General features: G+C 68.8%; 13 protein-coding genes. 2 read left to right on the top strand and 11 right to left on the bottom strand.

Annotated features, from left to right (window positions below; all coding sequences use genetic code 11):
- Positions 1 to 135 precede the first annotated feature (135 nt).
- Together BWO91_RS08300 and glgB are read left to right on the top strand one after the other, a co-directional pair.
- A complete protein-coding gene (locus BWO91_RS08300) occupies positions 136 to 2,190 on the top strand; it encodes an alpha-1,4-glucan--maltose-1-phosphate maltosyltransferase (RefSeq protein ID WP_079002280.1) in 2,055 nt (684 codons plus the stop codon).
- Positions 2,191 to 2,255: 65 nt separating this feature from the next.
- Positions 2,256 to 4,478, top strand: a complete 2,223-nt coding sequence (gene glgB, locus BWO91_RS08295; protein WP_153303581.1) for a 1,4-alpha-glucan branching protein GlgB — start codon at positions 2,256 to 2,258, stop codon at positions 4,476 to 4,478.
- Positions 4,479 to 4,556: 78 nt separating this feature from the next.
- Here glgB and BWO91_RS08290 read toward each other — a convergent pair whose 3' ends face one another.
- From BWO91_RS08290 to rpsB, 11 genes are all read right to left on the bottom strand, one after another.
- Positions 4,557 to 5,537: a tetratricopeptide repeat protein gene (locus BWO91_RS08290; RefSeq protein WP_071260873.1), complete on the bottom strand. Its 981-nt coding sequence runs from the start codon at positions 5,535 to 5,537 to the stop codon at positions 4,557 to 4,559.
- Entirely contained in the window at positions 5,534 to 7,399 is a 1,866-nt protein-coding gene (locus tag BWO91_RS08285; protein ID WP_079002278.1) for a hypothetical protein, read from the bottom strand. The genes BWO91_RS08290 and BWO91_RS08285 overlap by 4 nt, the downstream gene beginning before the upstream one ends.
- Before the next feature lie 118 nt (positions 7,400 to 7,517).
- On the bottom strand, positions 7,518 to 8,261 hold the full coding sequence (locus BWO91_RS08280; RefSeq protein WP_079002277.1) for an alpha/beta hydrolase: 744 nt from the start codon (positions 8,259 to 8,261) through the stop codon (positions 7,518 to 7,520).
- Positions 8,262 to 8,313: 52 nt separating this feature from the next.
- Positions 8,314 to 8,604 (bottom strand): hypothetical protein, encoded by a 291-nt coding sequence (locus BWO91_RS20210; protein WP_071260877.1) that lies wholly within the window; start codon positions 8,602 to 8,604, stop codon positions 8,314 to 8,316.
- A 50-nt stretch (positions 8,605 to 8,654) separates the two neighbouring features.
- Positions 8,655 to 9,323, bottom strand: coding sequence for a hypothetical protein (locus BWO91_RS08270; protein ID WP_064295109.1), 669 nt, complete (start codon positions 9,321 to 9,323; stop codon positions 8,655 to 8,657).
- Between the two features lie 75 nt (positions 9,324 to 9,398).
- The gene (locus BWO91_RS08265; RefSeq protein ID WP_240555740.1) at positions 9,399 to 9,962 is read right to left on the bottom strand and encodes a DivIVA domain-containing protein; all 564 of its coding nucleotides are present in this window, start codon (positions 9,960 to 9,962) and stop codon (positions 9,399 to 9,401) included.
- Between the two features lie 55 nt (positions 9,963 to 10,017).
- Positions 10,018 to 11,064, bottom strand: a complete 1,047-nt coding sequence (locus BWO91_RS08260) for a phosphatidate cytidylyltransferase (protein WP_079002274.1) — start codon at positions 11,062 to 11,064, stop codon at positions 10,018 to 10,020.
- Positions 11,065 to 11,135: 71 nt separating this feature from the next.
- On the bottom strand, positions 11,136 to 11,690 hold the full coding sequence (gene frr / locus BWO91_RS08255; RefSeq protein ID WP_079003892.1) for a ribosome recycling factor: 555 nt from the start codon (positions 11,688 to 11,690) through the stop codon (positions 11,136 to 11,138).
- A gap of 72 nt (positions 11,691 to 11,762) precedes the next feature.
- Positions 11,763 to 12,476: a UMP kinase gene (pyrH, locus tag BWO91_RS08250; RefSeq protein WP_056006822.1), complete on the bottom strand. Its 714-nt coding sequence runs from the start codon at positions 12,474 to 12,476 to the stop codon at positions 11,763 to 11,765.
- Positions 12,477 to 12,645: 169 nt separating this feature from the next.
- Positions 12,646 to 13,473: a translation elongation factor Ts gene (gene tsf, locus BWO91_RS08245; RefSeq protein WP_079002272.1), complete on the bottom strand. Its 828-nt coding sequence runs from the start codon at positions 13,471 to 13,473 to the stop codon at positions 12,646 to 12,648.
- Between the two features lie 18 nt (positions 13,474 to 13,491).
- Positions 13,492 to 14,415 carry a 30S ribosomal protein S2 gene (gene rpsB, locus BWO91_RS08240; RefSeq protein WP_079002270.1) on the bottom strand — a complete coding sequence of 308 codons (924 nt, stop codon included), beginning with the start codon at positions 14,413 to 14,415 and terminating at the stop codon, positions 13,492 to 13,494.
- Positions 14,416 to 14,641 lie beyond the last annotated feature (226 nt).

Raw genomic sequence — 14,641 nt, 5'->3', positions numbered from 1 at the left:
GCAACCGCAGCGGCCGCTCAGGACACGGCAGCACCCGAGGCCTTAGCATGACGCGCGACACCCCGCGCTCCCCTTCATCGGCGGTCGTTTCGCGGTACGGTCGGACCAGTGGCACCGAAGGAGATGGAACGCACTATGCCGAAGTCAGTACCGCAGTCCTCCACCGTCGACGACGCCGGACCGGTGTCGCTCACGCTGTCCCCGAGCATCGGGCGCATCCCGATCCTGGATCCGACGCCCTCGGTCGAAGGTGGCCGTTGGCCGGCCAAGGCGTTCTCGGGCGAGGTGGTGCCGTTCGGCGCGACCGCGTTCCGCGAAGGGCACGACCTCATCGGCGTCGAGCTCCTGTTGACCGACCCGCGCGGGAAGACGGTCGCGCATCGGATGGCCCCCGGTGCCCCGGGCACGGACCGCTTCGAGGTCGAGGTCCGACTCGCGACGGAGGGCACCTGGCGGTACCAGGTCCGCGCCTTCGCCGACGAGTTCGCGACCTGGGAGCACAACGCCCGAGTCAAGATCGAGGCCGGTGTCGACGTCGAGCTCATGTACCTCATCGGTGCGGAACTCCTCGAGCGCGCCGCGACAGACAAGCTCCGCCCGGCGAAGGACCGCCGCTTCCTCACCGCCGCCGCCAAGCTCCTCCGCGACACCGACGCCGAGCCGGAAGCCCGGTTCGCGGTGCTCGACGATCCAGAACTCCTGGCCATCGCCGACCGTCGGCCGTTCGCCGGTCTCGCGAGCACGAGCGACGAGCGCGTGGTCCGCGTCGAGCGCACCCGGGCCGGCGTCGGTTCCTGGTACGAGTTCTTCCCGCGGTCGGAGGGTGCCGAGCGGAACCCGGACGGCTCCTGGACGTCGGGCACCTTCCGCAGCGCAGCCGGTCGGTTGCCGGCCGTCGCCGCGATGGGGTTCGACGTCCTCTACCTGCCGCCAATCCACCCCATCGGCGTGACGTTCCGCAAGGGACCGAACAACACCCTCACACCCGGCGAGCACGACCCGGGCTCCCCCTGGGCGATCGGTGGTGCCGCGGGCGGTCATGACGCGATCCATCCCGACCTCGGCACGGAGAAGGACTTCGTCGCCTTCGTCCGCCAGGCGAAGAAGGTCGGTCTGGAGGTCGCCCTCGATCTCGCCCTGCAAGCGTCGCCGGACCACCCTTGGGTGACCGAGCACCCCGAGTGGTTCACGACCCTCCCCGACGGCACGATCGCGTACGCCGAGAACCCGCCGAAGAAGTACCAGGACATCTACCCGGTCAACTTCGACAACGACCCCGAGGGCATCCGGGCCGAGGTGTTGCGCATCGTCCGCCACTGGATCTCGCTCGGCGTCCGCATCTTCCGCGTCGACAACCCCCACACCAAGCCGCTCGACTTCTGGGAGTGGTTGCTCGCGACCGTCAACCGGACGGACCCCGACGTCGTGTTCCTCGCGGAGGCCTTCACCCGTCCGGCCCTGCTGCAGGGTCTGGCGAAGGTCGGGTTCCAGCAGAGCTACACCTACTTCACCTGGCGCAACACGAAGGAGGAGCTCGAGGAGTTCCTCGGTGCGGCGGCGACCGAGACCGCCGACTTCCTCCGGCCCAACCTGTTCGTCAACACGCCGGACATCCTCACCGAGTACCTCCAGTTCGGTGGCCGGGCGGCGTACAAGGTGCGTGCGGCGATCGCCGCGACCGCCGCTCCGACGTGGGGGGTCTACGCCGGGTACGAGCTCATCGAGAACGTCGCCCGTCCCGGTGCCGAGGAGAACATCGACAGCGAGAAGTTCGAGTACCGTCCGCGGGACTGGGCCGCTGCGGAAGCCGCCGGCACCTCGCTGTCGCCGTACCTCACCCTGCTCAACCGGATCCGGCGTGCGCATCCCGCCCTCCGGCAGTTGCGCAACATCAGCTTCCACTGGAGCGACGACGACCAGATCCTCGTCTTCAGCAAGCATCTCGACCAGCGGTTCACCGGGACCGATGAACACGACACCCTGCTCGTCGTCGCCAACCTCGATCCGCACTCGGTCCGACAGACCATGGTGCACCTCGACCAGACCGTGTTCGGTGGTGTCCCGGGCGGCAGCTTCGACGTCACGGACCTCGTCACGGGAGCCGAGTGGATCTGGTCCGACAGCAACTTCGTGCGCCTCGACGCCTTCACCGAGCCCGTGCACATCCTGAGCGTGAGGATCCGACCATGACGACCAGCCCTGTGACCCCAGACGGAGCCGCTGCACCGAAGCGCTCCGGCCGTCGAGCCGCACCCATGCCGGTCGACGCCACACCGGCGCCGCGGGAGCTCCCGCTCCCCTCCGTCGAGGACTGGATCCTCGACGCCGTCGCGGAGGGCCGCTACCACGACCCACACGAGATCCTGGGGCAGCACCTGATCGACCTGGGCGGGGTGAGCGACCCCCTCGTGGTCGTCCGCGCCAGACGCCCGCTGGCCGAGCAGGTGACGGCGGTGCTCGCCAACGGTGCGCGCGTCGAGCTCGCGCACGTCCGCGCCGGCATCTGGCAGGGCTTCCACGTCGACGGCATCATCGACTACACGCTCGACGCCCGCTACAGCGACGGATCGATCTGGAACGCCGACGACCCGTACCGGTTCGCGCCGTCGATCGGCGAACTCGACCTGCACCTCATCGGCGAGGGTCGCCACGAACGACTCTGGGACGCCCTCGGCGCACACGTCACCGAGCTGCGTGGGGTCACCGAGTCGGTCGCCGGCACCGCGTTCGCCGTCTGGGCACCTCACGCACGTGCGGTCCGGGTCATCGGCGACCTCAACTCCTGGGACGGCACGGCGCACGCCATGCGCAATATGGGTGCGACGGGTGTCTGGGAGCTGTTCATCCCCACCATCGGCGCCGGCGAGCTGTACCGCTTCGAGATCCTGACCCAGCACGGCGACTGGGTCCGTCGGTCCGACCCGATGGCCCGGTTCACCGAGCGCTCCCCCGCCACCGCATCCGTGACCGGTGTCAGCGACTACCGCTGGACCGACGAGGCGTGGCTCGATCGGCGAGCCGCGAGTGATCCGCACAACGGACCCATGAGCGTCTACGAGCTCCACGTCGGCTCGTGGCGTCCCGGGCTCGGCTACCGGGACCTCGCGGACCAGCTCATCGAGTACATCGCGGAGCTCGGCTACACGCACGTCGAGTTCATGCCGCTCGCCGAGCACCCCTTCGGCGGCTCCTGGGGCTACCAGGTCACCGGCTACTACGCGCCGACGAGCCGCTTCGGTTCGAGCGACGACCTGAAGTACCTGATCGACCGTCTCCACGGCGCGGGGATCGGCGTCCTCATGGACTGGGTGCCCGGCCACTTCCCCAAGGACGAGTGGGCCCTCGCGAACTTCGACGGTCAGCCCCTCTACGAGCACCCCGACCCGCGACGTGGCGAACAGCCGGACTGGGGCACCCTCGTCTTCGACTTCGGGCAGCCCCAGGTCAAGAACTTCCTGGTGGCCAACGCCCTCTACTGGCTCGAGGAGTTCCACGTCGACGGCCTGCGCGTCGACGCCGTCGCCTCGATGCTGTACCTCGACTACTCGCGGAAGGACGGCGAGTGGCTGCCGAACGTCCACGGCGGGCGCGAGAATCTCGAAGCGATCAGTCTCCTCCAGGAGGCGAACGCGACGGCCTACCGGCGGAACCCCGGGATCGTCATGATCGCCGAGGAGTCGACGAGTTGGCCCGGCGTCACCGCGCCGACGAGCGCGGGCGGTCTCGGGTTCGGCCTGAAGTGGAACATGGGCTGGATGCACGACTCGCTCCAGTACATCGAGCACGACCCGCTCTACCGGTCACATCACCACGGCGAGATCACCTTCTCGATGGTCTATGCCTTCAGCGAGAGCTTCCTCCTGCCGATCAGCCACGACGAGGTCGTCCACGGCAAGGGCTCCCTCCTCGCGAAGATGCCCGGTGACCACTGGCAGCAACTCGCGAACATGCGCGCCTACCTCGCCTTCATGTGGGCCCACCCCGGCAAGCAGTTGCTCTTCATGGGCCAGGAGTTCGGTCAGCCCTCCGAATGGTCTGAGGAACGCGGTCTCGACTGGTGGATCCTGGACCAGCCGAGCCACCGGGCGCTGCTCGGCCTCGTGTCACGACTCAACGCCGTGTACACGGAGCACCCGGCGCTCTGGGCCCTGGACCACGACGCCGCCGGCTTCGAATGGCTCGACGCCGGGGACGCGCAGAACAGCGTGCTCTCCTTCCTGCGCTGGGACGACGACGGCAACGTGATCGCCGCACTGGTCAACTTCTCCGGCGCCCCCGTCGGCCCGTACCGGGTCGGCCTGCCTCGCGCCGGTCGGTGGGAGGAACTCCTCAACACCGACGCCGTGGAGTACGGCGGATCCGGCGTGGGCAACTACGGATCGATCGAGGCGTCGGCGTCACCGTGGGCAGGACGCCCGGCTTCCGCCGAGCTCACGCTCCCCCCGCTCGGCATGATCTGGCTCAAGCACGTCGGCTGATCAGGCTTCCGCAGCACCCGGATGCACGACGAAGGCCCGCCTCCCGAGGGAGGCGGGCCTTCGTCGTGCATCGGTCGGTCAGTAGAGGAGGCCGGTCAACCGGGCCCTGGCCTTCATGACGCGCGGATCGGTGACGCCGGCGACCTGGAAGAGCTCGAGCAGGCGCGTCCGGACGGTGTCCTTACCCGACTGGTCGAGGTCGGGGAACAGCGTCAGCAGACGGTCGAAGGCGTCCTCGAGGTGTCCTCCGGAGAGGTCGAGGTCGGCGACGGCCAGCTGGGCGTCGAGGTCGTCGGGAGCAGCAGCGGCGCGTGCGCGGATCTCATCGAGGGTCTTCCCCGTGAGGCGGTGCAGCAGACGGACCTGAGCGAGGCCGGCCACGGCCATGTCGTCCTTCGGATTCTGCGCGATGGCCTTCTCGTACGCGGCGATGGCCGTCGGGTAGTCGGCACGCTCGATGGCCTCGTACGCCTCGGCGTGGAGGGGCGGCAGCGGCTCCTCCACGGGTTCGGCTGGAGCTGCGGCGTCCCCTTCGGCGACGACGGCCCGACCGGAGACCCCGTTCTGTTCGGCCAGCTGCAGCAACTGCTCGATCACATCGCGCACCTGCGACTCCGGGATGGCGCCGTTGAACATCGGCACCGGGCGTCCGCCGACGACGGCGACGACCATCGGGATCGACTGCGCCTGGAACGCCTGGGAGAGCTGCGGGTTCGCGTCGACGTCGACCTTGGCGAGCACGAAGCGGCCGGCGTATTCGGCGGCGAGCCGCTCGAGCACCGGGGAGAGCTGCTTGCACGGTCCGCACCACTCGGCCCAGAGGTCGATGACGACGGGGACGACGGAGGACAGCTCGACGACCTGACCGAACCCGTCGTCCGTCGCGTCGAAGACCAGGGACGGGACCTGGACGGTCTGGCCGGTCGTCGCGCCGGGCGCCTCTGCCGGTGCGCCCGCCTGCGTCGACGCGCCCGCGGGCGGCGTCTGGTGGCGACGAGCGAGGCCGGAGAGGTCGACGGCGCCGCGCAGGTGTGCTGCGCTCGGCTCCGCGGCACTCACGGGAGCTCCGATGCGGCGATGAGGGTCTGGGTGAATCCGAGCAAGGTGATCTTCTCTCCGGAGTTGACGGCTGGCACGTAGAACAGGAGCTGGTCGCCGTAGGTGGCCTGCGTCCCCTTCGCGCTCTCGGTGATCCCGGAGAGCGCGGCGACCGCACCCGAAGGTTTCACGGTAGCACCGGCCGTGACGACCGAGACCACCTCGCCCTCCTGCACGTTGACGGCGACGATCGCACCCGAGTCGTTGGTCGCCAGTGCGACGTTCGGGCCGGTACCGGCGGCCGCCGAGAAGGCGATGCTCGCCGTCGTCGGCAGGTTCGCGGCCTTCGTGGCGCGGTCCGCGGCGACCTGCGTCCGGAAGACGTCACCGTCGGCGTTGAACATGCCGGCGAAGGTGCTCGCATCGCCGTTGGTGATGATGTCGGCGTATGCCGCGGCGATCTCCTCCGGCGGCATGACGAGCAACTTCGAGTCCGGCGGGACGCTCGCGGCACCGATGGTCGCGGGCGCGACGTTCTCGAGTCGAGCGCCCTCGAGGAGCTTCTCCGCGTAGACGACCTGGTAGTTCGACCGCGGGTCCTGCTGGGTCATCACGAGGACCGTCGGCGACACCGTCTCGTCGGCCTTGTCCTGGATGGCGGTCATGACCGTCCGAGGCCAGGCATCCGTCGCCTGGGGCAGGGTGAGCGTGACTGGCGACGCGGGGATGGGCGTCGCTCCGGCGGCGTCCGCAACCTTCGAGCGGAGGGCGTAGTTCGCGGTGCGCTCCTCGAGAGCCGGCCCGGAGAACCGGACGGCTGCAGCGGTGCCGTCGAGCGCAGCATCGGCCTCGGACGCCGCCGTCGAGATCCGCGACACGATCCGCTCGACCTGTGGCACGGTGACGACGGGCGCGGCGAAGTCCTGGTCCTGACTGTCGGCCGGGAGGTCCGTCGCAGTGACGGTGGGCGTCGGTGACGGCGCTCCGATGGTCGGCCAGTAGTCCTGGGAGCAGCCACTCAGGCCCAGGGTCCCGATGAGGACGAGCGGTACGCCCACGACGAGTGAACGGCGCAGCGAAGAGCGCTTCGTCTTGCCGGCTCCGAGTTCACGGGGGCGGCGCGGCTTCGGTTGTCTCGACATCTTCGTGATGCCCTTCTGTCCTTGTCCCGGACCCTTGCGACGCGGGCCTCGCGAGCGACGCATGCGCTGGATCCCCGAGAGGTAGAGCACGATGCCGGCGAGGAGCACGAGGATGCCACCGGCGATCAGCGGACCGGCCCACGGGGTGGCGTTGTCGAGTGGCCAGGAGAGTCGGATGGAATCCGGAGCTGCGGCCGAGCCGTCGGTCGCGATGAGCACGTCGATGTCCTTCGGCAGGTTCATCGTCGCGATGACCGCGCCCGCCTCGTCGTACTCACCGAGCCAGAGGTCGGATCCGCGCGGGTCCGGGCCCTTCTCGGCGGTGGTGGTGTCGTCGCTGGCCTCGGGGGCCGGCGTCGCCGACGGCTCGGGACTCGGGGTCGCCCCGTCGTCGTCGGTGGCGTCCGCCTCGGCCGTGACGGTCGTGGTCGTCAGGGCGGTACCGGCACTGTTGACGCCCACACGGCTGTAGGGCTCGTCGCCGAGCCAGGCCGTGATGTCGTCGGAGCGCCCGTAGCTCATGAACACCTGCGTGTCGCCGCCCGCGCCCGCCACGATGGACTGCGCTCCCGGCTGCGACTGCAGCACGCTCCCGGGGATGACGATGAACCGGTCTCCGCTGTCGACCGTCGTCGACAGGCTGAAGGTGCCGGGCGAGAGGAACACGGTCCGTTGCGCGATTCCCGTCACGATCATGACGGCTGCCACGACGAACGCGGCGATGGCGAGAACGAAACGCACGGATTACTCTCCTCTGGCGTCGGAACGACGCGGGTGATCCTGCGTCCGACGGGATCCGGCGGGTCGGGCCGGCAGGAGACGCAGGTGGTTCAGGCTATCGGAAATGACTGAGAGGCGGCTAGACGGCCGCTGGGAGGCCGGGAGCCGGCCAGTGGGTCGGCAGCGGCAGCGCCTCGGGACGCACTGCAGCGACGATCTCGGTGAGCACGCGTCGGGTCTGGCTCTCCCCCACCCACAGGTGCTTGGCGCCGTCCACCGGGACGAGCGTGACCCCGGGGAGGACGCCGAACCGTTCCGCCGCTTCCGCGGGTCGGAGGTAGTCGTCGAACTCAGGCACGAGGACGACCATCGGCCGGTCGTCGCCGGCCCAGGCCCGGAGCTCGTCCTCCGTCGTCCGGTGCAGCGGCGGAGACAGGAGGATCACTCCGTCGACGGCGGGGTCGCGCCCGTACTTCAGGGCCAGCTCGGTCCCGAACGACCATCCCACGATCCACGGGTGCGGAAGCCCGCGCTCGGCCACGAACGCGAGCGCGGCCTCGACATCGGCCCGCTCGCCGACGCCGCCGTCGAAGGCGCCGTCGCTCGTCCCTCGAGGAGACGAGGTGCCGCGGGTGTTGAAGCGGAGCACCGCGATCCCCGCGAGCGCAGGCAGACGCGCCGCGGCCTTCCGGAGCACATGGGAGTCCATGAACCCACCGGCGGTCGGCAGCGGGTGGAGCGTTACCAGGGTCGCGACGATCTCGCCCTCGGCCGGCACCGCGAGCTCGCCGACGAGGGTCAGGCCGTCGGCCGTGTGCAGCTCGATCTCCTCGCGGACGGCGGGAAGCTCGGCGCCACCACGGATCTCGATGGTGTCGGTCATGAGTCAGTCCTCCGGAGCAGTGTGGTCGGGTCGATTCGCGGCGTGCGGGCGTTCACCGAATCCGCCAGCAGTGGGAGTGCCAATGCCGCCGGGCAGCGATGTCGGCCTGGTCGCCCAGGACCCCGTCGGCGCGCCACGTCACCACATGTGCGGTGCCGGGCGGGATGGACTGTCCGCATCCCGGACACACGTAGGTCTTCTGCGCACTGGAACCGCTGACGGGCTGGACGAACCAGGATCCGTCTCGATGGTCCTCGGTGCGTTTCCACCCTGCCATCAGCCGTTCGAGACCGTTACCCTCGTCGTCGCCGGGCCGTGGCCGGTGGCGGTGGTGTCGGGGCATGGGTCAAGTCTAGGCTCAGCCTCCACGACCGTGTCGGGAGGCGGTTCCGGTCAGTACCAGCCGTTGGACTCCGAGTGGGCCCACGCGCCACACGGCGTGCTGTACCGACTCGTGATGTATCCGAGACCCCAGGTGATCTGCGTCGCGGGGTTGGTGGCCCAGTCGGCTCCGGCCGAGGCCATCTTGGAGCCGGGAAGCGCCTGCGGGATGCCCGTGGCGCCAGAGCTGGCGTTGTAGGCGTACACGTTCCAACCCGACTCACGGTTCCACAGGGAGACGAGGCAGCTGTACTCGCCCTCGCCCCAGCCGTTGGCCATGACCATGTCGTAAGCGATCGCCTGAGCCGTACCCGGGTCGGGCGTGCCTGCCGCGGGAGCGCTGCCCGTGGACGAGGAACCGCCGTCGGTCGCGGCCGGCGTCGCCACGGGAGGCGGCGGGGGCGGAGCGACGACCTCGTAGCTGTCGCGGGCGAAGGTGTACTGGTAGTTCGAACTCGCGACGACGGACTGCGCAGCGTTGCCACCGAACTGCGCCTGCTTCTCCGCATAGGAGGACGCCACGACGCTCGAGGTCGGGTCGACCATCGTCACGGCGACGAAACCGAATGCAGCCGTCGCGGCGAAGATGCCGAGGACTTTCTTGCCGCGAGAGCGCGGCCGACGGTACGGCTGAACCGCCTTACCGGTGTTCGGCTGGGCTGATGGCTTCCACGGGGTCACGTCAGTTGAGTCTTGAGGCACGATGCATCGATGGTAGCCGAGAATGCCTGATCAGGCCACCTGGTCGCCCGACGCTCAGCGAACCGCCAGCATGACGTCCACGACGCTGTCGAGCAGTGCGTCGACCTGCGACTCGCGGTAACCGGCCCATTCGTTGCGGAACACGGCCGTGCGGACGCGGTCGATGTTGAGCGGTGTGCCGTCGTGGAAGTAGGCGACGAGGCGATCCGCGAGGGCGTCCACGTCCTTCCGGCTGTAGCCGCGGGCGAGCAGGCTCACGCGCTGGAACCGCTGGCCCTCCGGCCTGGTCAGCCGGTTGAGGATGACCTGCGCGGTGCCGCGGGCGTCGCGCAGCCACTCCTTGGCGCCGCGCTCCTCGACCGACCGTTCCCGCTCGCGGAGCGAGAAGGCGTCCTCGAGTCGCTCGAGCGCCGCGTCGACGTGCTCGGTGCTGTAGCCACCCCGGACGAGCCGGAACGCCACGTGCCGGATGTCCTCCGCGCTCAGGATCGCGTCGGCGTCGGCGTCGGCGTCGGTGTCCTGCCCGTAGGCGGCGCGAGCGCGGTCGAGGAACTCGTCGACCTCGGCCGGATCGTAGCCACGCTTCGAACGTTTTGAGGTGGGGAAGATCGTGCTCACCGGACCATTCTCCCCCATGAGGGGCTGATCGGGCGAAATCGGACCGGGCCAGAGCTCAGACCGCGAGTCCGCCGAACAGCAGGTAGACCACGTAGGCGACGACCGCCGACGGCAGGATCGAGTCCAGGCGGTCGAGGAATCCCCCGTGCCCGGGAAGCCACGAGCTCATGTCTTTCACGCCGATGTCGCGCTTGATGAGCGACTCGGCGAGGTCGCCGACCGTGGCACTGCCGAGGAGCAGCAGGCCGAGCAGGACACCGACCCACCACGGCACACCGAGCATGAGGATCGCGAGCAGCACACCGGCCACGACCGCGACGACACCCGCCCCGGCGAAGCCCTCCCAGGTCTTGTTCGGGCTGATCACCGGCGCCATCTTGTGCTTGCCGAATGACAGGCCACTCACGTAGGCGCCGACATCGACGCAGATGACGAGGATCAGGAACGCCAGCGTCCACCATTCGCCCTCGGGCTGGGCCACCAGGAACACGGCGAAGGAGGCGAGGAAGGGGACGTAGACCTGGATGAACGTCCCGGACGCGAGGTCGCGGACGAGCGTGGGAAGGTCGGTGCGCTTCGAAGCGATGGCCTGCTCGGCCACGCGCCAGACGATGACGAGCAGGATGCCGAGCAGGACGACGGACCAGCGCCAGACGTCGTGGAGGAAGAACGCCGCCGGTTGCATCGCGACGGCCGAGATGACGGTCGGGATCGCCGGCACCCGGCGGCCGGTCTGCTCGAGGGCCTTCCGCAGCTCCAGCGTGGCGAAGGCCACCACGGCCGATGCCAGGACGACGAAGATCACCTTGAAGATGATCAAGCTCACGAGCATGATGCCGCCCGCGGCGACCCCGATGAGGATGGCGTTCACGAGATTGCGGCCGACCCGCGCCTCGATGCGTTCGTTCGTCGCGTCGAACTGCGCCTTCGTCGCCTGGACCTGCCGTTCGATGTCGGCACGTTTGGCGTCGACCTGCCGCTCGAACTTCGCGCGGCGGTCCTTCAGCTGGGACCGCAACTCCTGCGAGCCCGACTTGCCGGACCGGCCGGGCTCGGGTTTCGACGGTTCGCTCGATCGCCCGGGAGCGACATCGTCTTCCACAGGTACCTCCAGCGGGCGTGCCGTCGGTCGAGGGACCGGTCGGCGAACGGAATCAGCGGTGGGACAGCGGCTCAGATGGAGAGCAGCTCGGTCTCCTTGGCCTTCAGCGCGGCGTCGACGGCGTCGATGTGCGACTTCGTGACGACCTCGAGCTCCTTCTCGCCGCGTGCGACGTCGTCGTCGCCGACCTCGCTCTTGAGCGCCTCGAGGTCGTCCTTGCCCTTGCGACGGATGTTGCGGATGGACACCTTCGCGTCTTCACCCTTGCCGCGGACGATCTTGACGTATTCCTTGCGACGCTCAGCGGTCAGCTCGGGCATGGTGACCCGGATGACGGTGCCGTCGTTCGTCGGGTTGGCGCCGAGGTTCGGGATGTCGCGGATCGCCTGCTCGATGTCGCGCAGTGCGGACTTGTCGTAGGGCGTCACGACGATCGTGCGAGCTTCCTGGTTCTGCAGGGAGGCGAGCTGCGCCAGCGGCGTCGGCGTGCCGTAGTAGCTCACCAGGACCTTCTGGAACAGCTGGGGGTTGGCGCGACCCGTACGCACCGTGGCGAAGTCATCCTTCGCGGCCTCGACGGCCTTCGACATCCGGGTACCAACATCCGAGAGGACATCCGCGATCACGAGCACTCCTTTGATTGCATTACTGGGTTCAGTCTAGTCGGGCGGCGGGCCTCGGCCTGGCCGCCCTGCCGCCTACGCGGAGGTGACGAGGGTGCCGATCGCGGCACCGCGGATGGCCGCCGTGACGTTGCCGGCCGGCTCCATGCCGAAGACGCGCATCGGCATGCCGTTGTCCATGCAGAGGCTGAAGGCCGTCGAGTCGACGACCTTGAGGCCGCGCTGGAGCGCCTCCTGATAGGAGATGGTGTCGATCTTCGTCGCCGTCGGGTCGACGCGGGGGTCGGCGGTGTAGACGCCGTCGACGCCGTTCTTGGCGACGAGGACCTCGACGGCTCCGATCTCGAGCGCGCGCTGTGCGGAGACGGTGTCGGTCGAGAAGTACGGCAGCCCTGCGCCCGCTCCGAAGATGACGACGCGACCCTTCTCCAGGTGTCGCTCGGCGCGGAGCGGGATGTACGGTTCGGCGACCTGCGTCATGGCGATGGCCGACTGCACGCGCGTGGCGGCGCCGGCCTGTTCCAGGAAGTCCTGGAGCGCCAGGGCGTTCATGACTGTTCCGAGCATGCCCATGTAGTCGGCTCGGCCGCGGTCCATGCCGCGCTGGCTGAGCTCGGCTCCGCGGAAGAAGTTGCCGCCTCCGACGACCACTGCGACCTCGACCTCGGCGGTCGCCTCGGCGATCTCGCGGGCGATGGACCCGACCACGTCGGGGTTGACACCCAACTGGCCGCCTCCGAACGCCTCACCTGACAGCTTGAGCAGTACCCTGCGCTTCTTCTCCGGCATCCGCCTGTCCTTCCTCGTCCCTCACACAACTTAGCGTCAGGAGCCGCCCGCTGTCCGCGACAGTGGTCGACTCGCTGACCGGATCGTCACCGATCCCACGTGCGCGGGTATGCCCGCGCACGCAAAGGGGTCCGGATCGCCACTGGCGATCCGGACCCCGTCACAACTGCTACGCGCCGACCTTGAAGCGGGCGAACCCGGTCACGGTGAGGCCCGCGTCAGCGAGCACCTTCTGCACGGACAGCTTGTTGTCCTTGGCGTAGTCCTGCTCGAGGAGCGCGACCTGCTTGAAGTACGAGGTCACGCGGCCCTCGACGATCTTCGGCAGTGCGGCCTCGGGCTTGCCCTCGTTCTTCGAGATCTCGGTGACGATCTCGCGCTCCTTCTCGACCTCGTCGGCCGGGACGTCGTCGCGGCTGAGGTAGGACGGGTTGGCGAACGAGATGTGCTGCGCGATGCTGCGAGCCGTCTCCGCGTCGTCACCCGAGTAGCCGACGACCACACCGACCTGCGCGGGCAGGTCCTTGTTGGTCTTGTGGAGGTAGACGGCGAAGTGCTCACCGTGCACCACCGCGAGGCGGCGGAGCTCGAACTTCTCACCGATGATCGCAGCGGAGTCCGCGATGACCTCGGCGACGGTCTTGCCGTCGGCCGGAGCCGCGTTCCCCTCTTCGACGGTGGTCGCGCCGGCGGCGACGACCGCGTCGAGGACGAGGTCGGCCAGGGCGAGGAACTTCTCACCCTTCGCGACGAAGTCGGTCTCGCAGGCGAGCTCGATGAGCGTGGCGGTGTCGCCGTTCTCCTTCGCGGCGACGAGGCCCTCGCTCGTGGAGCGGTCGGCACGCTTCGCGTTGCCCTTCGCACCCTTGAGACGCAGGATCTCGGTCGCCTTCTCGACGTCGCCATCGGCTTCGACGAGTGCGTTCTTGGTGTCGACCATGCCGGTGCCGAGCTGCTCGCGCAGCACCTTCAGGTCAGCGAGAGAAAAGTTGGCCATTGCTGGTGTCCTCCTTGATTACTTCTCGTCGGCGACGACGGCGGCAGCTGCGCCCTCGGCGTCGGCGGCGGACTCGGTTGCAGCGACCTCGACGTCTTCGACAGCCGGGGCTGCCTGGACGGCGTCGGTTGCGGCGATCGCCTCATCGGCGACCTTCTCGGTCTCGGCGGAACCCTGCTCGCCGCCCTGGAGCAGCTCCTGCTCCCACTCGGCGAGCGGCTCGGCCGGGGCGTCGCCCTCGGTCGGCTTCTGGTGGCGCTGGATGAGACCCTCGGCGGCGGCGTCGGCGATGATGCGCGTCAGCAGGCCGACGGAACGGATCGCGTCGTCGTTACCCGGGATCGGGTAGGTGACCTCGTCGGGGTCGCAGTTGGTGTCGAGGATGCCGATGACCGGGATGCCGAGCTTGCGCGCCTCGTCGATCGCGAGGTGCTCCTTCTTGGTGTCGACGACCCAGAGCGCCGACGGCGTCTTCGAGAGGTTGCGGATACCACCGAGCGACTTGTGGAGCTTGTCCAGCTCGCGCTTCTTGATGAGGAGTTCCTTCTTGGTGAAGCCGCTCTTGGAGGCGTCTTCGAAGTCGAGCTCCTCGAGCTCCTTCATGCGGGCGAGTCGCTTCGACACCGTCTGGAAGTTGGTGAGGAGGCCACCGAGCCAACGCTGGTTGACGTAGGGCTGGCCGACGCGCGTCGCCTGCTCGGCGATGACTTCCTGCGCCTGCTTCTTCGTGCCGACGAAGAGGATGGTGCCGCCGTGGGCGACCGTCTCCTTGACGAAGTCGAAGGCCTGGTCGATGTAGCCGAGCGACTGCTGCAGGTCGATGATGTAGATGCCGGAACGCTCGGTGAAGATGAAGCGCTTCATCTTCGGGTTCCAACGGCGGGTCTGGTGCCCGAAGTGCACGCCGCTGTCGAGCAGCTGGCGGATGGTTACGACGGCCATGAGCCGTTCTCCTGTTCTGCGCTCGCCACCGCACCGCTGACGCGGACGGGTGGGAGTGCCTCGGTTGTCTGACGGACCGGATGGCCTCGTCCCTGGTGCCCGGCGCACGTCCGCCACGCTCCGGAGAGCGAGGACCGATTGGAAGTGGTGGCCGAAATGGCACGCGTAGTCACCCCGACGAGCGAGGTGCTCCGTTCAGCATAGCATCAGGCCACCGTGATGACGG

This window comes from Plantibacter flavus (genome assembly GCF_002024505.1).
Taxonomy (GTDB): Bacteria; Actinomycetota; Actinomycetes; order Actinomycetales; family Microbacteriaceae; genus Plantibacter; species Plantibacter flavus_A.
Note: the sequence above shows the minus strand (reverse complement) of the source record. Positions and strands in the feature narration are given on the sequence as shown.

Excerpts from the sequence above, each read along its gene's own strand:
- pyrH (WP_056006822.1), bottom strand. The coding sequence starts at position 12,476 with ATGCCGGAGAAGAAGCGCAGGGTACTGCTCAAGCTGTCAGGTGAGGCG.
- tsf (WP_079002272.1), bottom strand. The coding sequence starts at position 13,473 with ATGGCCAACTTTTCTCTCGCTGACCTGAAGGTGCTGCGCGAGCAGCTC.
- glgB (WP_153303581.1), top strand. The coding sequence starts at position 2,256 with ATGCCGGTCGACGCCACACCGGCGCCGCGGGAGCTCCCGCTCCCCTCC.
- rpsB (WP_079002270.1), bottom strand. The coding sequence starts at position 14,415 with ATGGCCGTCGTAACCATCCGCCAGCTGCTCGACAGCGGCGTGCACTTC.
- BWO91_RS08300 (WP_079002280.1), top strand. The coding sequence starts at position 136 with ATGCCGAAGTCAGTACCGCAGTCCTCCACCGTCGACGACGCCGGACCG.
- BWO91_RS20210 (WP_071260877.1), bottom strand. The coding sequence starts at position 8,604 with ATGCCCCGACACCACCGCCACCGGCCACGGCCCGGCGACGACGAGGGT.
- BWO91_RS08280 (WP_079002277.1), bottom strand. The coding sequence starts at position 8,261 with ATGACCGACACCATCGAGATCCGTGGTGGCGCCGAGCTTCCCGCCGTC.